Raw genomic sequence first — 22,745 nt, 5'->3', positions numbered from 1 at the left:
ACCGTCCGACCGGGCCCGGGGACGGTTCAGGTCCGCCTGAGCGTGCGCACCGGCGCTCCGGGCTTCCAGACCTCGGTGACCAGATACCGCTCGTCCTCGACGTAGGTCCGCACGACCTCCGTCAGCTCGGTGCGGAAGAGGTGGAACGGCTGCGGCGGTTCCACCTCTTTCACGTACGCGCTCTTCGTCTCCGGGTCGTCCACCTCGATCGCCCGCCCGCTGATCCGGACGTCGCCGCCGCCCATGCCGGTGCCGTCGCCGGGGTTGGCCTGGAGCGCGAAGCGTGGGTCGCGGCGCAGGTCGAGTGCCTTGCGCGAGTCCGGCATCATGCCCAGCCACAGCTCACCCAGCAGAAAGCGCACCTCGAGGCCGGTGGTGCGTGGTGAGCCGTCCCGGCGCAGGGTCGCGAGGGTGTGGTGCGTGAAGGCGGTGAAGCGCGCCTCGACGGTCCCGGCGAGATCGGGTTCGGCGGAGGTGAAAGCGGCCCAATTCGTATGAGCGTTCATACCGGCCAGTCTCGCGTCGATACCCGACATCTTTTGTCGTGTATCGATCGGGCGCGTCATCTTTACAAATCAACGCTGTTCACTTGCACTGACCGAGGGTAACTTCCGCCCCGTAACCCCACCCAGTGCTGGAGGACGACCACATGCACGGGACGCCCGGACCCGGGCCCACACCGCCGACGCCGCTGCCGACCGACCGGCTGCGGTTCGCGATGCCGCCGATGCACGAGTCGCTGGACGACGAGCGCAGGCATCGCAAGGAACGGCTCGCCGGCGCGCTGCGGGTCTTCGGACGCCTCGGATTCGAGGACGGGGTCTCGGGACACATCACCGCCCGCGACCCGGAGTTCAGCGACTGCTTCTGGGTCAACCCGTTCGGAATGCCGTTCAAGCACGTCACCGTGAGTGACCTGGTGCTCGTCAACTCCGACGGGCAGGTGGTCCAGGGCGGCTACCACGTCAACCAGGCGGCGTTCACCGTGCACGCCCAGGTGCACGCCGCCCGCCCCGACGTGGTCGCCGTCGCCCACTGCCACTCCGTGCACGGCCGGGCGCTGTCCGCGCTCGGCGACCTCCTGGACCCCATCACCCAGGAGAGCTGCGCCTTCTACGAGGACCACGCCCTGTACGACGCCTACACCGGCGTCGCCGTCGACGCCGACGAGGGCCGCCGTATCGCCGCTGCCCTCGGCTCCCGCAAGGCGCTCGTGCTGCGCAACCACGGCCTGCTGACGGTCGGCGACTCGGTGGACGCGGCGGCCTGGTGGTTCCTGTCCCTGGAACGGTCCTGTCAGGTCCAGCTGACGGCGAAGGCGGCCGGACGTCCCATCCTGATCGACCACAAGATGGCGGTCGCGACCCGGGAGCAGTTGGGCGGCGACCTGGTGGCGTGGATCAACTACCAGCCGATGTGGCAGGACATCAGCAGGAGCGAGCCCGACCTGCTGTCGTGACGGGTGCTCCCCGGCCCTGTGCCGACCGCAACTCCTGTGCCGACCGCGTCAGAACCCGCGCAGCACCGCGGCCTTCGTCATCGCGAACTCCTCGTCCGTGAGCACCCCGTCTCGGTGCAGCTCGCCCAACTCCCGCAGGCGTCGCAGGAGTACGTCGTGATGGTCGGCCGGGGGCGGGTCGCCCGCCGCCGGCCGGGGCGGGGCGTCCCGCCGCTCCTCGTCCTCGACGTGGGTGGGGGCCGAGGGGTGCGGCAGCCTGGCCGTGACGGCGGCGGCGACGATCGCCGTGAGCAGGTCACGGCGGGCGCTGCCCCACAGGTCCAGGGCGTACGGGTCCTTCTCGGGCGGCAGCTCGGACATCGCGGTCTCGCGGGTCGCGAAGCGCAGGAAGCCGTCCTCGTAACCGGAGTTGGGCAGCCACTCGACCCGGCGGACGTCCCCGATGCCGATGACCCGTGGGCCGGTGGCCCGCTTGACCCGGTCGGAGGTGTCGGACCAGTCGATGCGCACCTGGGTGCCGTCGAAGGAGACCGTGCCGTCCGAGGAGCGCACCGAGACCGGGACCGGCGGCCCGGGCAGGAGATAGGCCTCGGCCGGTTCGGGCGGGACCTGGTCCAGCAGGAGGCAGTGGCGGATCTCCTCCGCCACGTACTCGGCGACACCGGACCGGTCGACGTCCACCAGCAGCCGGTACGGGTCGGCCGGATCGGGCAGCCGTCCGCCGGTCGCCTGGAGCAGTGGGTCGGCGCCCTCACGCAGCCGCATACGCAGCCGCCCACGCTTGCGTTCGGGTTCGAAGACGACGCCCGCGACGGCCTCCAGCGGCACGGCGATCTCCCCGTACGTCTGCCGGAACAGCGGCACGGAGCGGTGCAGACCCGGCGTGATCCGGACCGTGCTGCCGTCGAAGGCCCAGGTCCCGTCGCGCTGGATGATCTCGGCCATGCGGAAATTCTCGCAGCCGGGTCAACACACCGGCCCGCCCTTCACCCCGCGCTGACCACAGCGGGCGACCTCGGACGGCCAGGGGTAGGGCACAATTCGCTGTCGTCGTAGGGGAGTTGCGGGGCTGGGAAGGCGGGCGTCGGACGTGGCGGTGCAGGAGGCCAGACAGGGCGCGGCAGGGGGCGCGCGGACAGGCGCCCACGGTGGACACGGAGGCGGTTGTACCTGCGGGGACTGTCCGCACGGGGCACGCGCCGGACACCGGCGGGCGGTCGCCGCGTTCCTGCTGAAACGGGACGGGTTCGCGGTGGGGGAGGGGCTGCCGGCCGGCGTCGCCCACTCGGCCTCCGCCTCCCGGCAGTGGGTCTCGGAGGAGCTGACCCAGTCCGCGGAACTCGTCGCCGAACGCGGCCGGGCCGAGGGTGAGGCCTGGCTGGCCCTGCTCTGGCGCCGAACCGCCGTCGTGGTGTGGGCGCTGGTCGTCCTGCTGCTCCTGGTGCAGGCGCTGACCGCGATCGGCGCGGGCTGGACGACCGCGCGCACCGCCGGACTCGTCTCCGCCTTCCTGGTGGCCGGGGCCCTGACCGCCGCCTCCTGGTTCCACCGCACCCGCGGCGGCGCGCTGGCCCCGGTGATCGGCGAGGACAACCGCCTGTCCACCTCCCGTGCGGTGGCGGTCGGGTGGGTGCTCTTCGTCGCCTACGCCGTCCTCGTACTGGTGGCCCGGCTGGCCGCCGCCTCCGACCCCGCGGAACGCGAGACGCTGGTCTCGGGCCTCGAACTCGCCCGTGGCACGGGCGTGGTGACCGTGCTCGCCGTGGTGTGCGGCATCGCCGTGCTGGTGCGGCGTGTGGTCGGCCTGCGGGTCCTCGGGCAACGGCTGCAGAAGGTACGCGCCGACCGGCCGAGCGCGGCCGACCTGCTGACGGACGACGCGCGCCGGGGTTCCTTCGCCGACATCCAGTACGTCGTCATCAGCACGGTGGGTCTGCTGTTCGCGGCGGTACGGCTCGCCCGGCGCCCCGATCAACTGCCGGACCTGCCCTGGGGACTGGCGGTGCTGGTGCTGGTGTCGGCCGGGACCTACCTCGCCGGGAAGTACGCGGAGGGCGGCCGCCCGGTGATCCTGTCCGTGGTACGGGCCCGGGAGGCCGGCGACCTGGACGGCCCGATCCGCACCGGCGACGACGTCGAGATCCGCGGCGCCGGATTCGTCCCCCCGGGCGGCCAGCACGCCGACCGGTTGTCCCGCATGGTCGTCCGGATCGGCGCGGTCAACGTCCGCGTCCCCCTCGTACCGGTCACCGGAGGCTTCAGCAACCCGACGGACGCGGTGCTCACGGTGCCGGTGCCGGCGGATGTGGAGCCGGGCCGGGTGGCCGTCCAGGTCGTCACCGCGGCGGGAGTGGAGACCAACCGGTACGAGATCCAGGTGACCGAGTAGCCGCCGGGTCCGCCCATATCGGAGAAACTGGGTCAGGACAGGATTGAGTGTGACTCCCCCTGTCGTACGTATCGTCCTTCAAGGAGTCACTTCACGGCAGGCGAGAGGCGGCTTGGAGCGATGACTCACGGCATGCGGACGGACACGCACTCCCCCTACCTCGACGGCGGCCGCGACTGGCGGGACACCGCCACCCGTTACGCCCTGCTTCCCCTCCGGGTCTTCCTCGGCGTGACCTTCGTCTACGCCGGGCTGGACAAACTCACCGACAGCGCCTTCCTGAAGGATTCCGGTTCCGGTTCCATCGGCGACCTGATGCGTACCGTCCGCGACTCCTCCGCCATCCCGGCCCTGGTCGACCTGGCCCTGAAGAACCCCGTCGGCTTCGGCTACGCCATCGCGTTCGGCGAGATCGCCGTCGGCCTCGGTGCCCTGTTCGGTCTGCTCACCCGGCTGGCCGCGCTCGGCGGCGCGCTGATCTCGCTCAGCCTGTGGCTGACCGTGAGCTGGGGCTCCGACCCGTACTACTACGGAAATGACCTCGCCTACCTCATGGCCTGGATCCCCCTGGTGCTGGCAGGAGCCTCCGTGCTGTCCCTGGACGCGGCCCTCCGCTCCCGGCGACGACAGCAGTCGGGCGCCTTCCGGTAGCCGTAGCCGTTGTGGTTGTCGTGGGGCGGGTCAGTGCGCGGTGTCCGTCGGTGTCCCGGCGGGTTCGGTACGGCCCGCTCCCCGGCGTCTGCGCAGGGTCCGGGTCAGGGACCCGACCGCGCCCGCCAGGAAGAGGCCGCCCAGCACCAGCGGGATCACGACGAACCAGGGCGTGTCCCAGAGGCCGCCGGCGTCTCCCGCGTAGATGACGCCCGCGAGGGTCAGGAAGGATCCGGCGACCAGCCTTCCGGGCTGGAACTCATGACGCTGCACGGCTCACCTCCGCCTGTCCCACGCCCACCTGGAGGTCGAGGTCGATCGTGCCGGTGCTCTGGACGCCGGGGGCCGGTCTCAGGGTCAGCTGCTTGTACTTGCCCGGCGCCACGTCCACGTCCTTCTGCTTCTCGCCCGGCAACTGGATGTCACCCACTCCCACGTCGATGTGCAGCCTCACTGTCATGTCCGGGGGCACGATCACCCGCACCTGGCCCACACCCACCTCGACCTCCGACTCCGCCGTCCGTCCCTGGGCGAGCCGCAGCCGCGTCAGGTCCAGGGTCCCGACGCCGGTGCCCAGGTCGTACTTCCGCTGCAGGTCGGCCGCCGCGGCGGGCCGCCACGTGGTGCGCATCCACTCGGTGCCGATGTTCTTGGGCAGCGCGGCCGAGCCCGCCAGCAGGGCAGCCGTGACGATCGCCACGAAGACCGACCCCGCGCCCGTCCGCCCCAGGAAGGCGCTGACCGCGATACCGAGGCCGAGCACGGCGAGCGCGCAGGCCAGGCCGGTCTGCAGGCTGGTGCCGAGCGGCTGTTCCTCCCAGGTCGTCCCGGTGCCGAGCCCGGCCGCGAGGAGGGCGAGGAGGAAGACCCAGCCGCCGATCCCGCGGCGACCGCGCGGTTCGGCCGAGCGCGTGGGCGGGGTGCGTATGTCCTGGCCGTCGGCCCGCGCGGTGCCGAGGCTGATGTTGACGGCCGCGGCGATGTCCCGGTCCTGGGAGTCTCCCGGACCCCACAGATAGCCCGTGCCGCCCACATGGGTGCCGTCCTTGACGATGGGGTCCCGCCACCAGGACGGGTAGGCGGCGGGCACCGGCGGCGCCTGGGCCTCCGGCGGGGCGTCGGCGACGGCCTGCGCGGCCAGCGGGTCCGTGTCGGGAGCGCCGCGGTGCCGGGACCAGTAGCCGGCACCGGCGAGCAGCAGCGAGACGATGACGGCGAAGGTCAGCACACTGCCGTTGTTCAGCAGCGTCAGGAACACCCCGCACCCGACCAGCGCGAACAGTACGGCCGTCAGTGCCTGGCCGTCGACGCGGCCGGTGAGGAGCTTGTGGACCTCGTTCTCGTCATCGTCGTCGAACGGGACGAAGAGCCACGCGAAGCCGTAGAAGAGGAGGCCGATGCCGCCGGCGACGGAGAGCACCGCGAGGGTGATCCGGAAGATCACCGGATCCATGTCGCACTGCCGTCCGAGCCCGGAGCAGACCCCGGCGAGCATCTTGTGCCGCCGGTCGCGCCGGAACCTGCGGGGAAGCTCGGGAGGGACGGGGGCGCCGGGAGTGCCCTCCGCGTCGAACGGCCCGGCCCTACCCGGCTCGGCGCTCGCGTCCCGTGCGCCGGTCGCCGCTGTCCCGTCGGTCACGCTCGCCTCCCCGGCCGGACCCGCCCCGCCGGCCCCGTCCGCCCGGCCGCCCGCACCGCGCTCCGCCGGCGCGCCCGCCTGCCCGTGCGCGCGCGGGGCCTGTTCCGCGGCGGCTGCGGGATCGGCGTCGGACGCGGTGCCCTCGTCAGGCACGGAGTCCGCGGCGTGCTGGTGCTCTGTCATGTGTCCATGGTGACGGGCGAGCCCCCGCCGCGGCAGTCGGTACGACCCTGGCCGGACCCTGATATCGCCCCTGAGTCGATGCCCGGGAGGCGTTCGACGGCCCGCCCGGCGGAGCCGTCGAAGATCAGGGGCGTCTCGGGGGACAACCCTGATGCCCCGGCCCTCCCGTCGTGTGACCATCGTTGCCATGCCGGAAGCCGCAGCAGCGCCCCTCGTCGAACCGCGGCCGCCGCGCAAGCTCTACCGCAGCAGCGACGGACGCTGGCTCGGTGGCGTGGCGCGGGGGCTCGCCGGTCACCTCGGGCTGCCCGTGATCTGGGTGCGGCTGGTCTTCGTCGGCCTGTTCATGGCGGACGGCCTCGGGGCCCTGCTGTACGCCGCGTTCTGGTTCTTCGTACCCCTCGGCGTCGGCGGCGTCGCAGGGCAGAAGCCGCCGTCCCTGGTCACCACCGAGACCCTCTCGGACGGCCGCCGCAGACTCGTCGCCCGCCGACCGGACAAGGGCCAGATCGTGGCCCTGCTCCTCATGGTCGTGGTGGCCATGGTCTTCGTGGGCAACGTGAATCTCGGCAACGGCGCGAAGGCGTATCTGTGGCCGATGGTCCTGGTCGGCGCGGGCGTCGCCCTCGTCTGGCGGCAGGCGGACAACGCCCGACGGGCCCGCTGGGCAGAGGTCGGCCGCCGTCGGCGCACGCTCACCCTGCTGCGCGCGGGCGCCGGTGTCCTGCTCGTCACCGCCGGGGCCTCCGGCATCTTCGTCCTGCAGGGCTCCGCCGCCCACCTCGACTCGGTCCTCCAGGCGGCCCTCGCGGTCCTCGTCGGCATCACGCTGCTGGCCGGCCCGTACCTGGTGCGCATGACCCAGGACCTCTCCGAGGAGCGCCTGATGCGCATCCGCGCCCAGGAACGCGCCGAGGTGGCCGCGCACGTCCACGACTCGGTGCTGCACACCCTGACCCTGATCCAGCGCAACGCGGAGAACGCGGGCGAGGTGCGGCGCCTGGCCCGCGCCCAGGAGCGCGACCTGCGCACCTGGCTCTACAAACCCGAGGGCACCGGCAAGGACGAGGCCGACGAGCCCACCACCCTCGCCGACGCGGTGCGGCGCAACGCGGCGGAGGTCGAGGACAAGCACGGCGTCCCCATCGAGGTCGTGGTCGTCGGCGACTGCCCCCTCGACGACAGAACCGGGGCGCAGATGCAGGCCGCACGCGAAGCTATGGTGAACGCGGCGAAGTACGGTGGCGAGGGCGGCGCCGTCCAGGTCTTCGCCGAAGTCGAGGGAAGGACGGTCTTCGTGTCCGTCCGCGACCGGGGCCCCGGCTTCGACCTCGACTCGATACCCGCCGACCGTATGGGCGTCAGAGAATCGATCATCGGCCGCATGGAGCGCAACGGGGGCACGGCGCGACTGCGCGCGGTACCGGACGGCGGCACGGAGGTCGAGCTGGAGATGGAGAGGGCGGAGACGTCATGAGCGACCCGACCGAGGAGAACGGCACGGCGGGAGCGGCGGAGGCGACCGCGTCCGCGACAGGCTCCGGCGCGGGCGTGGACGCGCGGCACGTGCGCGTGGTCCTCGTCGACGACCACCGCATGTTCCGGACGGGCGTCCAGGCCGAGATCGGCCGGACCGAGGAGACCGGCGTCGAGGTCGTCGGCGAGGCCGCGGACGTCGACCAGGCGGTCACGGTCATCACCGCGACCCGCCCCGAGGTGGTCCTCCTCGACGTCCACCTGCCGGGCGGCGGCGGCGTCGAGGTCCTGCGCCGCTGCGCCCCGTTGATGGCCGACGCCGAGCAGCCCGTCCGCTTCCTGGCACTGTCCGTCTCGGACGCGGCGGAGGACGTGATCGGCGTGATCCGCGGCGGCGCCCGGGGATACGTCACCAAGACGATCACCGGCACGGACCTGGTCAACTCCGTCTTCCGCGTCCAGGAGGGCGACGCGGTCTTCTCCCCACGGCTGGCCGGCTTCGTCCTCGACGCGTTCGCCTCCACCGACGCCCCGCCCGTCGACGAGGACCTCGACCGCCTCACCCAGCGCGAACGCGAGGTGCTGCGGCTGATCGCCCGCGGCTACGCCTACAAGGAGATCGCCAAGCAGCTGTTCATCTCCGTCAAGACGGTCGAGTCCCACGTGTCGGCGGTGCTGCGCAAGCTCCAGTTGTCGAACCGGCACGAGCTGACGCGGTGGGCCACGGCGCGCCGGCTGGTGTGACCGGCTGGGACCTTCACCCCCGTGGCCCAGCTCCGGGGGCCGCCGTGATCGTCGGGGGCGAAGGTTGAGCCAGGAGCGTTGATCCGCGAGGGGAAGGTGGCGGGCCAGTGGATGAGCGCCGGCACGGCCCCGGCCGGATTCCTGAGGATCGCTCCGAAGGGTTCGGTGAGCGGCTGCTCGGGCAGCTGCTGGACCGGTCCCACGAGCTGCCGCCGCAGCTCATCGCTCCGCTGGTGGCGGAAGAGGTCGCCAGGATCGGAGGCCGCGACGTTTCGATCCACCTCCAGGACTACGCGCTGATCACGCTGGTGCCGCTGCCGGGCCGGGGCCTCACGGTGGGTGCGCCGATCGCCCTCGACGGCTCACCGGAGGGGTACGCGTTCCTCGGCAGGCGCATGGTGGAGGAGGTGCAGGGCGACGGAGTGCGCGCTCATGTGCCGCTGGTGAACGGTGCTGACGAGGTCGGCGTACTGTCCATCACTCTGGACACCCTGGACGACGACGACCGTCGGCTCCTGCGGCGACTCGCGGCCCTGATCGCGGAGATGCTGATCTCCAAGAGCCGCTACACGGACCAGTTCTTCATGGCACGACGCCAGGGCCGGCCGCTGAGCCTGGCCGCGGAGATCCAGTACGCGCAACTTCCCCCGTTGGCGATGCACACGCCGCAGGTGTCGCTCGCGGCTGCCCTGGAGCCGGCCTATGAGGTGGCGGGCGACGGCCTGGACTACGCCCTCAACGACGACATCCTGCACATGGCGATCATCGACGCGATGGGGCACGGACTGGAAGCCGCGCTGCTGGCGACCCTCGCCCTGGGAGCCCATCGCCGGGGCCGGCGCATGGACGTCGGGCTCCGCGAGCTGTACGGACTGATGGACCGGAGCATCGACGGCACGTTCGGGCTGGAACAGTTCGTGACCGCTCAGATGATGCGCCTGGACGTCTCCACGGGCCACCTCCAGTGGGTGAACGCCGGGCATCCGGCGCCGCTGCTGATCCGGGGGCACCGTGTCATCGACCGGCTGGAGAGCGCGGACAGGCTGCCCATGGGCTTCGGTCTGCCCGCCCCCGAGGCCGCCACGGCTCAACTCCGCCCGCAGGATCAGGTGTTGTTCTTCACCGATGGCGTCATCGAGGAACGAGGGCCCACCGGGCAGGAGTTCCATGAAGCCCGCCTGATCGAGGCGATCGAGCAGGTGGGGCACTCCAGCAAGGGTGTCATTCAGACCGTCCGCAGGCTCGCCACCGCCCTGCAACACGCCCGGGGCGGCGTGAGCAGTGACGACGCCACCCTGTTCCTTGTCCAATGGCTCGGCCGCGCAGCAGACCACCTCGCCGAGCTCGAACTCTAGGAGCACTCCCTGTGCGGCGGTTCGTGAACACGCCTGCCACCTCACCCCACCCGCGTCGCCCCCGCGAACGGCATCTCGTCGATCGGTGCCACGCGTACCGGGGCCGACGGGTTCGGGGCGTGGATCATCTGGCCGTTGCCCACGTAGAGGCCGACGTGGCTGATGCCGGAGTAGAAGAACACCAGGTCGCCCGGGCGTAGTTCGGAGCGGGAGACGCGCTGGCCGGCGCCGATCTGGGCGTAGGTCGTGCGGGGCAGGGAGACGCCCGCGGAACGGTACGCGGCGAGGATGAGGCCGGAGCAGTCGAAGGCGGATGGGCCCGTCGCGCCCCAGACGTAGGGGCTGCCCAGCTTGGAGTAGGCGAAGGAGACGGCGGCCGCGGCACGGGAGTTGGGTGCCTCGGAGGTGGCCGTCCCGGTCGCCGCCAGGCGTTCCCGTGTGGCGACGGCGGACCGTGCCGCGCGGGTCGCGTCGCCGCCCTCCCCGTACCGGGCCCGTTCCGCGGTGGGCAGAGTGGACAGCAGCCGTCGGGCCGCGGCCAGCTTCCCGTTGACCGTGTCCTTGTGCCGCTTCAGCTCCGCCTGCCGGGACTTCAGCGAGGTCAGCTCGATGTGCGCGGCCCCACGTAACCGCTCGATCTCCCGCAGCTGTCCGCGGACGGTGGCGACGGACGTGGCCTGTCGGCTGCCGGCCCGCTCGACGAACTCGGCGCCGTCCAGGTACTGGTCGGGATCGCCGGACAGCGCGAGCTGCAGCGCGGGATCCAGGCCGCCGTCACGGTACTGCGCCCTGGCCACCGAACCCAGCGACTCCCGCGCCGAGTTCAGCTTCTCCGTCCGGCGTGCCGCCTCGTCCCGCAGCGTCGAGAGGTGCTGCTCCGCGCTGTCCGCCTTCTCCTTGGCGCCGTTGTACTTCTCCGTCGCGACCTCCGCCTCCTGGTACAGCCTGTCCACCTTCGCCTTGACCTGCGCGGGTGTCAGCTGCGGCTCGGCGTGTCCGGTCCCGTCGAAACCTGTCGCCGTCGCCGCGCCCGCGAGGGCGATCGTCGCCGCCGTGCGGGCGGTGGTGCCGCCGACCGAACGCTGCCGGGGCTTGCGGTGCGCTGCCAACTGGACTGCACGTCCTTTCGTACGACCGCCTCATCCGTACGAACGCCAAGCGGAGCGGACGTACGGCCGCCCGGGGGCGGATCTACGCGTCCGGCGGCACCCCGCACAGGGGAAGCGGACCGCCGCCGGACCTTCTCGGCGGTGGTGGCCGACTGCCGCCCCTGGCCCGGGCGGCGGTGGGGAGCCGGTCACCTGGAGGTGGACGCTAAACCTGATCGTGACGGGACGGTGACGGGATGTACGGAAGTGCCGCGAGCGGACCGTCTGGTGACCGTATGTGAGCGTGATGCGGGATGGACGCCGTCCACTTCACGCAGAGCGATGACCGAGGTGGGGAAATCAGCGGCCCGGGGGAGTCGCCAGGTGCTATGGGCCGCGTACCCGCGAGATCCGGTGCGGTGGGGAGGGCCGGTGTCAGGTGCCTCCCGCACCCCTGATTAGGCTCCGGCCTCATGGACGTACTCATCCATCTCTTCGTCGGCCTGCACATCATCGGCATCGCCTCGCTGCTCGGCGGCTTCCTCACCCAGATGAAGGCGATGGGCCAGGGCACCGCCCGCTTCGTCCCGGCGATGCTGCACGGCGCCCTGACGATGCTGGTCACCGGCGCCATCCTGGTCGGCCTCAACCAGGCCGACGACCAGCACGTCAACAACATCAAGATAGGCGTGAAGCTGGCCCTGCTGATCGTGATCCTCGGGCTCGTCTATGTGAAGCGGGACGACGAGCGGGTGGACAGGAGCATGTTCGGCCTGGTGGGCGCGCTGACCACGGCGAACATCTTCATCGCGGTGCTGTGGACGTGATCGCCGGGCGGTCGGCGGCGTAGGCCGACCGCACCGCGCCCGCCGCGACGACGGCCCAGACCGCGACCGTGATCCACAGCAGCACCTCTCCGGGCGTCTCGAACGATGGAACGTCGGCGGCGGAGGCGTCGGCGACGGACAGCGCCGCCGCCGCGGTCATACCCATCGGGAACACGGTCGCCCAGCGCCGCACGTCGTAGCGCGGCCGCGGCCACCCCACCTCCGCCACGAGCAGCACGGCGTACCAGGCCAGGTCGAGCACCAGCAGGGCGACCGTCACCGCGCGTAGGACACCGCTGTCGTCGTCGTTCCACAGGTTCAGCCGGGCACTGTCGGCGGCCAGCAGCTTCGCCCCGGCGAGCGCCGAGATGGCCAGCGCCCCGCCCGCGACCCACTGGTCGCCCCGCCCCTCGATCACCTGCCGCAGGTCGAAGTGGGCGAGGGCGAGGCCGTACACGACCAGCCCCAGCCAGAACAGCACGAGCGCGGTGTGCGCGAGCCAGGCCGCCGTCTCGGCCGCGGCGAGCGTCGCGCCGAGCACCGCGAGCCCCTGCGTGGCCACGCAGCTCAGCAACACCGCCCCGGGCATCCGCCGCCGCCAGTGCCGTACGACGAGGACGAGCAGCATCGGCCACAGCAGCGCCGCCAGCGCCAGCAGCGCCTCGGCGAGGAGCTGCCGGCCGAGGTCCGAGAACCGGGTGCCCAGCACGGTGGTGGCGGCGACCGAGGTCAGTGCGCCCGGCGTCCCGGCCTCGGCCACCCAGCCGGTCCGCTCCCGCAGCAGCCCCACGACGAAGTGCGCGGCCAGCCCCAGCCAGCCGACGCAGGCCAGGGCCAGGGTGATCCGGGAGAGCGCCTCGTGACCCGCCAGGTGCAGTCCGACCGACAGGATGCCGGTCGCCATGACGGCGGCTCCAGCCGCCGGGGAGCGCCGCGTCCACCAGGCGCGGAGGAGGGCACGAGGGGAGCGGGTGAAGCGAGGGGAGGGGGAGGCGGGTGAGGGGCTGGAGGAGGCGCTGGGGGAGGGGCCGGCCATGGGGCCGATGCTAGGAAGCGCGACGCCCGTCGCGAGCGGGGCGCGCACGCGGGCGTGGGGAAAACGCGCGGGCGCAGCACACGGAGGGCCACCCCGCGTCGGGGTGGCCCAGTCCGAGGGTGGCTCCTGGTGGGGGCGGTCAGGCCGGTCGTACCACGCTGTGGATCGCCGACTCGCCGTCGTAGTAGATCGACTCCTCGCGGACGTACGCGCCCGGCTTCGGGGCGTGGATCATCATGCCGTTGCCGATGTACATGCCGACGTGGCTGATGTCGTCGTAGAAGAACACCAGGTCACCGGGTTGGGCGGCGGAGAGGGAGACCGTGGTGCCCGCGTTCACCTGGTCGTAGGTGGTGCGCGGGAGGGTGACCCCGGCGGCCTTCCAGGCGGCCTGGGTGAGGCCGGAGCAGTCGTAGGAGCCGGGGCCGGTGGCGCCCCAGACGTACGGCTTGCCGATCTGGGCGCGGGCGAAGGCGAGCGCCTTCTCGGCCTTGGTGGCGTACGTGGCGTCGGGCGCGGCCTCGGACGACGGGGCGGACGGGGACGCGGACGAGGAACCCGTCGAGGAGCCGCTGTCCTGCTGCTGGGCCGCCGCCTCCCGGGCCTTCTGCTCCGCAGCGGCCTGCTGTTGTGCCAGCTCGGCGGCCTTGCGCTCCGCCTCCTGCTGTTTCCTCTCCTCGATCGCGGCGAGCCGCGCCTTCTCCTCGGCGGTCAGCTGCGACAGCAGGGTGCGGGCGTCGGCGAGCTTCTTCTGGACGGTCGACTTGGCCGTCTTCAGGTCGCCTTGCGACTGGGTGAGCTCCTGAAGGCTCTCCGTGGCCTCCCGGCGCTTCTTCATCGTCGCGGACTGCTCGGTGACGTAGTCGTCGACCGCGCCCTTCTCGCGACTGGTCAGCCGGCCCATCAGCTGGGTCTGGTCGAAGTAGTCCTGCGGGGAGTCCGCGAGCAGGAAGGTCGCGGTGTCGGGTGCGGAGGCGCCGGTGCGGTACTGGGCGGCGGCGAAGGAACCCAGCTCCTCCCGCGCCTCGTTGAGCTTCTGGGTGCGCTGGGCGACGTCTTCGAGGAGGGTGTCGACGCGTTTGCGCTGCTTGCCCGTCTTCTCCTTGGCCGCGTTGTAGTTGTCGGTCGCCGACTCCGCCTGGCGGTACAGGTCGTCGACCTTCTGTTCGACCTCTTCGAGGCTGGGTTTGTCGTCTACGGGCGCGGCCTGCGCCGACTGGGACAGCAGGGCGACGGAGGTGAGGGCCGCCGTGGCGAGGGCGGGGGTCCGTATGCCTGCTACGCGCGTACTCGGGGGACGCGACTTGCGGTGCGACGCCAAGGGAGGCGACTCCTTCCACGTTCCGCCTACCGAGTTAGCTGTCGGGTTCGGGCGGGAGCTGCGGAAGGGTTGCCCTACGGCCTTGTCCCACTGGGAGTCGGGCCGATTCACCCCAAGTTCGGTGGGTCCCCGGTTCCGGTCGCGCGGCGGCGCTGCGGATTCGGCGGAGGCCGCGCGGCCCGGCGAGGTTCGCCGGTGGGGGTCGTACGGCCTGTCCGGCACGGTAGCCAACTCGTGTGGCCGCTGTGAAGGTTGATGTTCGATATGCCCGATACATTTTCGTGACCTTCAGTCAGGACGTCGCCGTTTGTGGTGGATTCGGAGAGATCTGTAGTGATCTGCAGTGATCTGCGCGTTCTGGATGATCTGAAAGATCTGTGGTGACTTTTGCGCATTTCTCGCCCTCTCTGCCTGATCGGTCGCGGACCGTGACGGTGCGGACCCGCAGGGTGGGCGGGTCCCGCGGGGTGGGCGGTGTGGCCCGCGGGGAAGATCCTCGGCGTCCGTGCCCGCCGCTGGATTCCCGCGATGTTCTCGGGGTGGCGGCGGGCTGTCAGTGGGGGGTCCTAGACTCGGAGTGCGATGAGCAGCCTCTTTGATGACAGCTTCCTGGCGAACCTCCAGGCCCCTCGCGGGCACGAGGAGGGCCCCCCGCCGCCGCCCGAGGACGACCACGTACCGGAGCCCGTCCCGGACGATCTCTTCGGCGGGAAGTTCGACGTGCCGCCGGACCGGGACACCCACTACCGCGACGGCGCCCCGCGCCCGGCGGTGGACCCGGCCGCGCTCCTGGAGGGGCTGAACGAGAACCAGCGCGAGGCCGTCGTGCACTCCGGTACCCCGCTGCTCATCGTGGCCGGCGCCGGCTCGGGCAAGACCCGTGTGCTCACGCACCGCATCGCGTACCTGCTCGGCGAGCGGAACGTGCATCCGGGCCAGATCCTCGCGATCACCTTCACCAACAAGGCCGCCGGCGAGATGAAGGAGCGCGTCGAGCAGCTCGTCGGCCCGCGCGCGAACGCGATGTGGGTGATGACCTTCCACAGCGCGTGCGTCCGCATCCTGCGCCGGGAGTCGAAGAAGCTGGGCTTCACGTCCTCGTTCTCGATCTACGACGCCGCCGACTCCAAGCGTCTGATGGCCCTGGTCTGCCGTGACCTGGACCTCGACCCCAAGCGCTACCCGCCGAAGTCCTTCAGCGCCAAGATCTCGAACCTGAAGAACGAGCTGATCGACGAGGAGGACTTCGCCGCCCAGGCCGCCGACGGTTTCGAGAAGACCCTCGCCCAGGCCTACGCGATGTACCAGTCGCGGCTGCGGGAGGCGAACGCCCTCGACTTCGACGACCTGATCATGACGACGGTCAACCTGCTGCGCGCCTTCCCGGACGTCGCCGAGCACTACCGCCGCCGCTTCCGGCACGTCCTCGTCGACGAGTACCAGGACACCAACCACGCCCAGTACTCCCTGGTCCGGGAGCTCGTCGGCACCTCCGAGCACCCGGTGGACGTACCGCCCAGCGAGTACGACCTCCAGCCCGCCGAACTGTGCGTGGTGGGTGACGCCGACCAGTCGATCTACGCGTTCCGCGGCGCCACCATCCGCAACATCCTCCAGTTCGAGGAGGACTACCCGGACGCGACGACGATCCTGCTGGAGCAGAACTACCGCTCCACGCAGACGATCCTCACCGCCGCCAACGCGGTCATCGAGCGCAACGAGTCCCGCCGTCCCAAGAACCTGTGGACCAACGCGGGCGCCGGCGCGCGCATCACCGGCTATGTCGCCGACACCGAGCACGACGAGGCGCAGTTCGTCGCCGACGAGATAGACCGCCTCACGGACGCGGGCGACGCGAAGGCCGGCGACGTCGCCGTCTTCTACCGGACCAACGCCCAGTCCCGTGTCTTCGAGGAGATCTTCATCCGGGTCGGCCTGCCCTACAAGGTCGTCGGCGGTGTCCGCTTCTACGAGCGCAAGGAGGTCCGGGACGTCCTGGCCTACCTGCGGGTCCTCGCCAACCCGGAGGACTCGGTACCGCTGCGCCGGGTCCTGAACGTGCCCAAGCGCGGCATCGGCGACCGCGCCGAGGCGATGATCGACGCCCTGTCCCAGCGGGAGAAGATCAGCTTCCCGCAGGCACTGAAGCGGGTCGACGAGGCCTACGGCATGGCCGCGCGCTCCACCAACGCCGTGAAGCGGTTCAACACGCTGATGGAGGACCTCCGTACCGTCGTCGACTCCGGCGCGGGCCCGGCGACCGTCCTGGAGGCGGTGCTCGAACGCACCGGTTACCTCGCCGAGTTGCAGGCCTCCACCGACCCGCAGGACGAGACCCGGATCGAGAACCTCCAGGAACTCGCCGCCGTGGCCCTGGAGTTCGAGCAGGAGACCGCGGAGGGGGAGGCGTCCGGTTCGCTCTCCGACTTCCTGGAGCGGGTGGCCCTGGTCGCCGACTCCGACCAGATCCCCGACGAGGAAGAGGACGGCTCCGGAGTCATCACCCTGATGACCCTGCACACCGCCAAGGGCCTGGAGTTCCCGGTCGTGTTCCTGACCGGCATGGAGGACGGCGTCTTCCCGCACATGCGTGCCCTCGGCCAGACCAAGGAACTGGAGGAGGAGCGCCGCCTGGCGTACGTCGGCATCACCCGCGCCCGGGAACGGCTGTATCTGACCCGGTCGTCGTTGCGGAGCGCGTGGGGGCAGCCGTCGTACAACCCGCCCTCCCGTTTCCTGGAGGAGATCCCGCCGCAGCACGTCGACTGGAAGCGGACCGGTGCCACGTCACCGGTGTCCTCCGGCCCGGTGTCCGCGGTGGCGGCCTCGCTGTCGTCGTCCCGCTCCCGCTCCTCGGCGTCCGGGGCGTCCGGCTTCGCCACCCGCCGGAGCTCGGAGAAACCGGTGGTGGCGCTGGCGGTCGGGGACCGGGTCACCCACGACCAGTTCGGGCTCGGAACGGTCGTGGCCGTCAAGGGCACGGGCAGCAACGCCGAGGCGACGGTCGACTTCGGCGAGGAGAAGCCGAAGCGGCTGCTGCTGCGGTATGCGCCGGTGGAGAAGCTGTAGCTCTCACGCCGTCAGCCCCCGATCCAACGGTCGGGGGCTGAGGCTCACCAGGGCACAGGGGAGCCGTGGTGCTTACGTGAGGGTGCCTACGTCGGGTTGATCCCGTGGCTGCGCAGCCACGGCAGGGGGTCGACCGCCGCGCCGCCACCGGGCCGTACCTCGAAGTGCAGGTGCGGGCCGGTCGAGTTGCCGGAGTTGCCGGAGTACGCGATCGGGTCGCCGGCCTGCACGGTCGTACCGGACGAGACCCGGTAGCTGGAGAGGTGGCAGTACCACGTCTCGGTGCCGTCCTTCGCCGTCAGGATCAGCATGTTGCCGTACGCGCTGTTCCACTGCGTCCGCACGGTGCCGTCGGTCGCGGCCATCACGGTCGTGCCGTAGGAGACGGGGAAGTCGATGCCGGTGTGCACGGACATCCAGTTGATTCCGGACTGTCCGAAGTAGGCGCTGAGCCCGTGCTGGGCGACCGGCAGCGCGTACTTGGGGCGCAGCCGCTCCTTGCGGGCCGCCTCCGCGGCCGCCTGCTTCTTCTGGGCCACCTGCTGGGCCTTGAGGTCGATACGTTCCTGCGTGCGGCTGACCCGGTCGCTGAAGTCGTCCGCCTCGGCGGAGAGGGTCCGCAGCTGGGTGTCCAGCTTGCTGTTCGCGGCGGCCGGTTTCACGGCGGTGACGTCCGAGGCGGTCGCCGACGCCTCCTGGTCGCCGCCGGTCAGTGTGCCGACGGAGGCGGCGGCGATCCCGGCGACACCCATCACGCACGCCGAGGGCACGGCCACCGTCAGCAGCGCGGACCGCTTGGCGGGCATCCGGCGGCGGGACCGTGACCCGCCGCGAGAGGCGGCGCGGGGCGACGGGGCCGGGGCGGCCTCTTCCTGGTCGTCGAGGAGAGGGGCGTGAGGGGAATCAGGGGAATCAGCGGAGTGAGGGGAGTGAAGGGCGTCGGACGCGGGCGACATCTCCGAACGGCCCGGCAGGTCCCCGGTGTCGGTGAAGTCGTCCTCGGCCGGGGCCTGTTCACCGTACGTGACCTGCTCGAAGGTCGCCGTCGCCTGCTGGTCGAAGGACTCGCCCTGCGGTGCGTACTCCTCGGCGCCGGTCGCGGCGTGCGGGCCGTCGGAGTTCCACTGCGTGGCGTCGTACGCCCCGGTGTCGAAGGCCTGGGTGCCCCATTCCCACTGCTGGGTCTGGTTGGCCGGGCCGCCGGACTGGTCGGGCTGGAGCCAGGCGTTCGCGTCCCACTGGCCGCTGGTGTCGGGACCGGTGGTCTGCGTCGGGATCGCGGAGAGCTGCTGGGGCTCGCCGGTCCAGCCGGTGGTGTCGTACGCGCCGGTGTCGTAGGAGGCGTGGTGCTGCGCCGCGTATATGTCGTAGTTCAGGGCCTGGTGACCACCCGTGGACCAGGCCGACGAGTCGTACGAGCCGCTGGCGTCGCCGGGAAGGCTGCCGAAGAGGGGGTCGGACGCGAAGGTCGTCGTGGCGTGGCCGCCGGCGTCAAAACCGGTCGCGTCGAAACCATTGGCGTCAAAACCTGTGGCGTCATAGCCGCCGTACGTGGTGAAGTCGCCGTACTGGGCTTCCTGGGCGCCGTAGGACGGGTGGTGCGTGGAGGCGGCGTCGGAAGCCGGAGCCGGGGTGGTTGTGATCCCCGACGGGTGACGGTCGTTCACCAACTTCTCTTTCGCCTCGACAACAGGGGCTGCCAGAGCAGTGCGGCGACTGTACCCGGCGGTATGCGGGCACGACAATCTTCGACGGGTTTTGCGCGCGCAGGAAACGGGCAATCGGCCGTGTTTCGGGGGACTGCGGACGCGGGTTTGGCCTTGTGTTCGAAGCCTGTTCGACGTTGATGTGTGGTCGGGCGACTGATTTCCGCCGTGCGGGGCGACTGGGGCAGTCGTGTCCGTTCCCTTGCGCCGGGTTATGCGACCGTCAGTCCGCCGGCGCGCGCGGCGGTCTCCTCGCCCGGGCGGGCCGCGTCCAGAACCCGCCGTATCCCGGCCGCGACGGCGGGGTGCACCGGCAGGGCGAGATGCCCGATCCCGGTCACATGGACGTTGTCCACGGTCAGGTCGGGGTGGTCGACACAGGCGTTCTCCAGCGGGTCCATCAGATGGTCCAGGTCGCTCCAGAAGCTGACGAAGTGCGTCCGGCAGCCGGGGGAGGGCCTGGTCAGCTCTTCGAGCAGCTCCGAGCCGGGGCGCATCTGTCGCACGATCGGGTGCGCGTTCGCCAGCGGCGCCACCCGGGTGCCGGAGTGCGGGGTGCCGAGCGTCACGAGGGTGCGCACCCGAGTGTCACCGCCGAGGCGTTGTACGTAGTAGCGCGCGATCAGTCCGCCCAGACTGTGTCCGACGACATCGACCTGTTGGCTGCCCGTGCGCTCGCAGATCTCCTCTATGTGCCGCCCGAGCAGCGTCGCCGCGGTACGTATGTCGCAGGTCAGCGGCGAGTAGTTGAGCGACTCGATCTGCTGCCTGCCGTGCTGGGCGAGGCTGCGGCGCAGCAGGACGAACACCGAGCGGTTGTCGATGAAGCCGTGCAGCAGCACGACCGGTGGCTTGGCCTGCCTGGGCAGCTGGGCTGCGCCCTCCTCCGGGACGGGAACGGGGGGCACGGGGACGCGGCGCTCCTGTGTGATGCCGTAGGGGTAGAGCAGGAGGTGGCCCGCGAGGATCGCGATCTCCAGGGCTGTCGCCTTCAGCAAGGTCAGGGAGAGGGCCGCCAGTCTGCTCGGAAGCAGCCGCTGGAGCGGAAGAAGGGGCAGCGCTGCCCTCGTGACCTTCATGGCCGACCTCCTGTCGGCGCGCGGGAGGACTGCTCCGTCCCCCGTGTGCCCTTGTGGGGAGACGTGGCGGAGGTCCTCGACGGGGCGCGAGCGGGGCGGGTCGGACCGACGGCCTGGTGAGGCTCCCTGCCGGTGCGGCGGGGAGGCTCCCGGGTGTCGTGCCTTACCTGCCCTGCGTGCCCTTCGTACCCTCGTCGATGCGCCTCACCGCCGCGGCGCGCGGTCCGCGCCGCGGCGGTGAGGCGACCTCGTTGCGGCTCCCGAACGTGTCCCACCTTGTATTTTCCCCTTCGGTACCCCTCGCGAAACTGTCGGCGGCGGGATACCGGCGATAACGTTCGTTCACTTTCTCGGCTGGTGCGGTACTTGTCGGTATGGATGGATGAATCGGTAGGGATCTCGGTAGGGATCGATGGAGTCGCTTCATGGAGGCAGTGATGGGTGTGGCAGCCGGTCCGATCCGCGTGGTGGTGGCCAAACCGGGGCTCGACGGCCATGATCGCGGGGCGAAGGTGATCGCTCGGGCGCTGCGCGACGCCGGTATGGAGGTCATCTACACCGGGCTCCACCAGACGCCCGAGCAGATCGTCGACACCGCGATCCAGGAGGACGCCGACGCCATCGGCCTGTCCATCCTGTCCGGGGCCCACAACACGCTCTTCGCCGCAGTGATCGACCTGCTCGAGGAGCGGGACGCGCAGGACATCCTGGTCTTCGGCGGCGGAATCATCCCCGAGGCGGACATCGCTCCGCTGAAGGAGAAGGGCGTCGCGGAGATCTTCACCCCGGGCGCGACGACGGCGTCGATCGTGGACTGGGTGCGTGCGAACGTGCAGGAGTCCGCGGAGGCCTAGGGAGTGTCCGTCGGGGCGCGCCGGTGGACAGGGGCGGTCGCTCCCACGAGCCTCGCCTGTGCCTGTGCCTGTGCCTGTGCCTGTGCCTGGGCAGGGGCGGCGGCTCTCAGCTCCGACCGGCCCGGTCCTCAAGCGCCGGACGCGGTGACGGGGCGCACCACCCCCAGTTCCTCCTGCATCGCCGCCCGCAGCCGCAAGGTCGTGACCAGGCGCTGGAACGCCTCCGCCCAGTACCCGCCGGCCCCCGGGCTCGCGTCCTCCGTCTCGTCCGGCACCGCCACCAGCCCGTCGAGGCGGCTCGCCTCGGAGGGGTCGAGACAGCGTTCCGCCAGCCCCATCACTCCGCTGAAACTCCATGGGTAACTCCCCGCGTCCCGTGCGATGTTGAGGGCGTCGACCACAGCCCGGCCGAGCGGCGCGGCCCACGGCACCGCACACACACCGAGCAGCTGGAACGCCTCGGACAGCCCGTGGGCCGAGATGAACCCGGCCACCCAGTCGGCCCGTTCAGCGGCGCCCAGCGTGCCGAGCAGCTTGGCCCGCTCGGCCAGGGACACCGCCCCGGGGCCGCCGGCCTCGGGTGCCGCGGGCTCCCCTAGCAGCGCCCGCGCCCACCCGGCGTCCCGTTGCCGCACCGCCGCCCGGCACCACGCCGCGTGCAGTTCGCCCTGCCAGTCGTCCGCCACCGGGAGCGCCACGATCTCCTGGGGCGTACGGCCCCCGAGCCGCCCCGGCCAGGTTCCGAGCGGTGCCGCCTCCACCAGCTGGCCCAACCACCAGGACCGTTCCCCCCGCCCCGCGGGGGACGTGGGTACGACACCGTCGCACTCCATGCTCGCGTCGCACTCGTGCGGCGCCTCGACCGAAAGGGTCGGTGTGTCCCCGGTGTGGTCGACGGCCACGCAGGCCCCGGCCCGCACCGCCATCCGCGCGGCGAGGGCCGAACCGGGCAGCGCCGACAACAACTCCGCCGCCGTCGCCCGTACGTTGCGGCTGCGGTCGGTGAGCGCCTGCTCCAGGAACGACTCGTCGTCCGCCGCCAGACCGGTGCGCAGGGAGTCGAGGAACATCAGCCGGTCCTCGGCCCGCTCCGTCGCCCAGGTCGTCGCGAGCAGTTCGCGTGCGGCGGCCGGCTCACGGGCACGGATCGCGGAGAGCAGGGCGACCCGCTCGGCGAACAGTCCCTCCTGCCACAGCTGCCGGGTCTTCGCGGTGTCCTCGGGGCGCGGCAGCGTGGTGCCGCCGCCCGGGGTCGCCCGCAGGGCGAACCGCCAGTCGGGGTTCAGCCGGGCGAGCCACACCGCGCGGGGTCCCGCGAACCTCAGCGCCGACGGCCGCAGGTCCGTCCGCCCCCGAGCCGCGTCCAGCAGGGCCGGCAGCTGCTCGGGGGGAGCGGCGAAACCGCGGGCGTTGGCGGTCGCGAGCCACTGCGGCAGCAACTCCATCAGGTCCGGTGCCGTACCCCGACGGCCACCGCCGCCCGTGCCGGGGCGGTCGGCCAGCAGCATCGCCAGTCTGCGGGCCGCCGCGGGCGGCAGCGGGGGACGCGGGTCCTCGGCCACCGGTTCCGGCAGGCCGGCCGCCCGCCCCGGCCGCAGGCCGGCCCGTCGCCGTACGGTCTCCGCGGCTGCCGCGTCCAGCAGGGCGAGCGGTGCGTCCTGGCCGGGCGGACAGCCCGGTGGGGTGCGCCGCTCCGTCCCGAGCAGGGCCGCCGTGACGAGTTCCTCCCAGAGGCCCGGGGCGGGAGCGTCCACAGGAGCGGAAGTCCTGGTCATGTGTTCCTTTCCGTTCCACTCACTGGGATGCCGGGAGCGGTTGAAGGGTCACCTGGTGCGGGTGTCCGGTGAGCCGGGAGTCATGCGGGGCGGA

19 protein-coding genes and 1 riboswitch are annotated in these 22,745 nt (G+C 71.6%); of the genes, 9 read left to right on the top strand and 10 right to left on the bottom strand.

Translation table 11 applies throughout. From position 1 onward, the window contains the following. Positions 1-26: 26 nt before the first annotated feature. Complete coding sequence (locus ABZ027_RS15530; RefSeq protein WP_356768357.1) at positions 27-506, bottom strand: pyridoxamine 5'-phosphate oxidase family protein; 480 nt, start codon at positions 504-506, stop codon at positions 27-29. Between the two features lie 143 nt (positions 507-649). Between ABZ027_RS15530 and ABZ027_RS15525 the strand changes: the two genes are divergently transcribed. Next, the gene (locus tag ABZ027_RS15525; RefSeq protein WP_356768355.1) at positions 650-1,459 is read left to right on the top strand and encodes a class II aldolase/adducin family protein; all 810 of its coding nucleotides are present in this window, start codon (positions 650-652) and stop codon (positions 1,457-1,459) included. Positions 1,460-1,507: 48 nt separating this feature from the next. On the opposite strand, the gene ABZ027_RS15520 is transcribed toward ABZ027_RS15525, so the two are convergent. Then, a complete protein-coding gene (locus ABZ027_RS15520; protein WP_356768353.1) occupies positions 1,508-2,404 on the bottom strand; it encodes a DUF4429 domain-containing protein in 897 nt (298 codons plus the stop codon). A 145-nt stretch (positions 2,405-2,549) separates the two neighbouring features. Between ABZ027_RS15520 and ABZ027_RS15515 the strand changes: the two genes are divergently transcribed. Both ABZ027_RS15515 and ABZ027_RS15510 read left to right on the top strand, forming a co-directional pair. Then, a complete protein-coding gene (locus ABZ027_RS15515; RefSeq protein WP_356768351.1) occupies positions 2,550-3,848 on the top strand; it encodes a hypothetical protein in 1,299 nt (432 codons plus the stop codon). 120 nt (positions 3,849-3,968) lie between these two features. Then, the gene (locus ABZ027_RS15510; RefSeq protein ID WP_356768349.1) at positions 3,969-4,499 is read left to right on the top strand and encodes a DoxX family protein; all 531 of its coding nucleotides are present in this window, start codon (positions 3,969-3,971) and stop codon (positions 4,497-4,499) included. Positions 4,500-4,529: 30 nt separating this feature from the next. Here the strand turns inward: ABZ027_RS15510 and ABZ027_RS15505 are convergent, their stop codons facing one another. Together ABZ027_RS15505 and ABZ027_RS15500 are read right to left on the bottom strand one after the other, a co-directional pair. After that, positions 4,530-4,772: a hypothetical protein gene (locus ABZ027_RS15505; RefSeq protein ID WP_356768347.1), complete on the bottom strand. Its 243-nt coding sequence runs from the start codon at positions 4,770-4,772 to the stop codon at positions 4,530-4,532. Continuing rightward, the gene (locus ABZ027_RS15500) at positions 4,759-6,321 is read right to left on the bottom strand and encodes a PspC domain-containing protein (RefSeq protein ID WP_356768345.1); all 1,563 of its coding nucleotides are present in this window, start codon (positions 6,319-6,321) and stop codon (positions 4,759-4,761) included. Before ABZ027_RS15500 ends, ABZ027_RS15505 begins: the two co-directional genes overlap by 14 nt. A 187-nt stretch (positions 6,322-6,508) precedes the next feature. Here ABZ027_RS15500 and ABZ027_RS15495 point away from each other — a divergent pair, with 187 nt between their 5' ends. The 3 genes from ABZ027_RS15495 to ABZ027_RS15485 all read left to right on the top strand — a co-directional run bounded on the left by ABZ027_RS15495 (position 6,509) and on the right by ABZ027_RS15485 (position 9,896). Then, positions 6,509-7,798: a PspC domain-containing protein gene (locus tag ABZ027_RS15495; RefSeq protein WP_356768343.1), complete on the top strand. Its 1,290-nt coding sequence runs from the start codon at positions 6,509-6,511 to the stop codon at positions 7,796-7,798. Continuing rightward, entirely contained in the window at positions 7,795-8,541 is a 747-nt protein-coding gene (locus tag ABZ027_RS15490) for a response regulator transcription factor (protein WP_356768341.1), read from the top strand. Before ABZ027_RS15495 ends, ABZ027_RS15490 begins: the two co-directional genes overlap by 4 nt. A gap of 107 nt (positions 8,542-8,648) precedes the next feature. Continuing rightward, positions 8,649-9,896, top strand: coding sequence for a PP2C family protein-serine/threonine phosphatase (locus ABZ027_RS15485; RefSeq protein WP_356768339.1), 1,248 nt, complete (start codon positions 8,649-8,651; stop codon positions 9,894-9,896). A 41-nt stretch (positions 9,897-9,937) separates the two neighbouring features. Here the strand turns inward: ABZ027_RS15485 and ABZ027_RS15480 are convergent, their stop codons facing one another. Further along, positions 9,938-11,005 carry a C40 family peptidase gene (locus tag ABZ027_RS15480; RefSeq protein WP_356768337.1) on the bottom strand — a complete coding sequence of 356 codons (1,068 nt, stop codon included), beginning with the start codon at positions 11,003-11,005 and terminating at the stop codon, positions 9,938-9,940. A 452-nt stretch (positions 11,006-11,457) separates the two neighbouring features. Here ABZ027_RS15480 and ABZ027_RS15475 point away from each other — a divergent pair, with 452 nt between their 5' ends. Further along, complete coding sequence (locus ABZ027_RS15475; protein ID WP_356768335.1) at positions 11,458-11,811, top strand: hypothetical protein; 354 nt, start codon at positions 11,458-11,460, stop codon at positions 11,809-11,811. Here ABZ027_RS15475 and ABZ027_RS15470 read toward each other — a convergent pair. Next, on the bottom strand, positions 11,789-12,847 hold the full coding sequence (locus ABZ027_RS15470; protein WP_356768333.1) for a tellurite resistance/C4-dicarboxylate transporter family protein: 1,059 nt from the start codon (positions 12,845-12,847) through the stop codon (positions 11,789-11,791). The genes ABZ027_RS15475 and ABZ027_RS15470 overlap by 23 nt on opposite strands. A gap of 139 nt (positions 12,848-12,986) precedes the next feature. Then, positions 12,987-14,168 carry an NlpC/P60 family protein gene (locus tag ABZ027_RS15465; RefSeq protein ID WP_356768331.1) on the bottom strand — a complete coding sequence of 394 codons (1,182 nt, stop codon included), beginning with the start codon at positions 14,166-14,168 and terminating at the stop codon, positions 12,987-12,989. Between the two features lie 7 nt (positions 14,169-14,175). Beyond that, positions 14,176-14,344: riboswitch (cyclic di-AMP (ydaO/yuaA leader) on the bottom strand. Positions 14,345-14,750: 406 nt separating this feature from the next. Here ABZ027_RS15465 and pcrA point away from each other — a divergent pair. Further along, positions 14,751-17,237, top strand: coding sequence for a DNA helicase PcrA (pcrA, locus tag ABZ027_RS15460; RefSeq protein ID WP_356768329.1), 2,487 nt, complete (start codon positions 14,751-14,753; stop codon positions 17,235-17,237). 86 nt (positions 17,238-17,323) lie between these two features. Here pcrA and ABZ027_RS15455 read toward each other — a convergent pair whose 3' ends face one another. Together ABZ027_RS15455 and ABZ027_RS15450 are read right to left on the bottom strand one after the other, a co-directional pair. Next, positions 17,324-18,904, bottom strand: coding sequence for a M23 family metallopeptidase (locus ABZ027_RS15455; protein ID WP_356768327.1), 1,581 nt, complete (start codon positions 18,902-18,904; stop codon positions 17,324-17,326). 251 nt (positions 18,905-19,155) lie between these two features. Next, the gene (locus ABZ027_RS15450; RefSeq protein ID WP_356768325.1) at positions 19,156-20,022 is read right to left on the bottom strand and encodes an alpha/beta fold hydrolase; all 867 of its coding nucleotides are present in this window, start codon (positions 20,020-20,022) and stop codon (positions 19,156-19,158) included. 437 nt (positions 20,023-20,459) lie between these two features. Between ABZ027_RS15450 and ABZ027_RS15445 the strand changes: the two genes are divergently transcribed. Further along, complete coding sequence (locus ABZ027_RS15445) at positions 20,460-20,876, top strand: cobalamin B12-binding domain-containing protein (protein ID WP_356768466.1); 417 nt, start codon at positions 20,460-20,462, stop codon at positions 20,874-20,876. 128 nt (positions 20,877-21,004) lie between these two features. Here the strand turns inward: ABZ027_RS15445 and ABZ027_RS15440 are convergent, their stop codons facing one another. Continuing rightward, positions 21,005-22,651: a DUF5691 domain-containing protein gene (locus tag ABZ027_RS15440; protein ID WP_356768323.1), complete on the bottom strand. Its 1,647-nt coding sequence runs from the start codon at positions 22,649-22,651 to the stop codon at positions 21,005-21,007. Positions 22,652-22,745 lie beyond the last annotated feature (94 nt).

It is taken from the genome of Streptomyces sp. NPDC006332, from assembly GCF_040612855.1.
Lineage (GTDB): Bacteria > Actinomycetota > Actinomycetes > Streptomycetales > Streptomycetaceae > Streptomyces.
The sequence above is the reverse complement of the archived record's forward strand: the minus strand, read 5'-3'. Positions and strand labels throughout refer to the sequence as shown.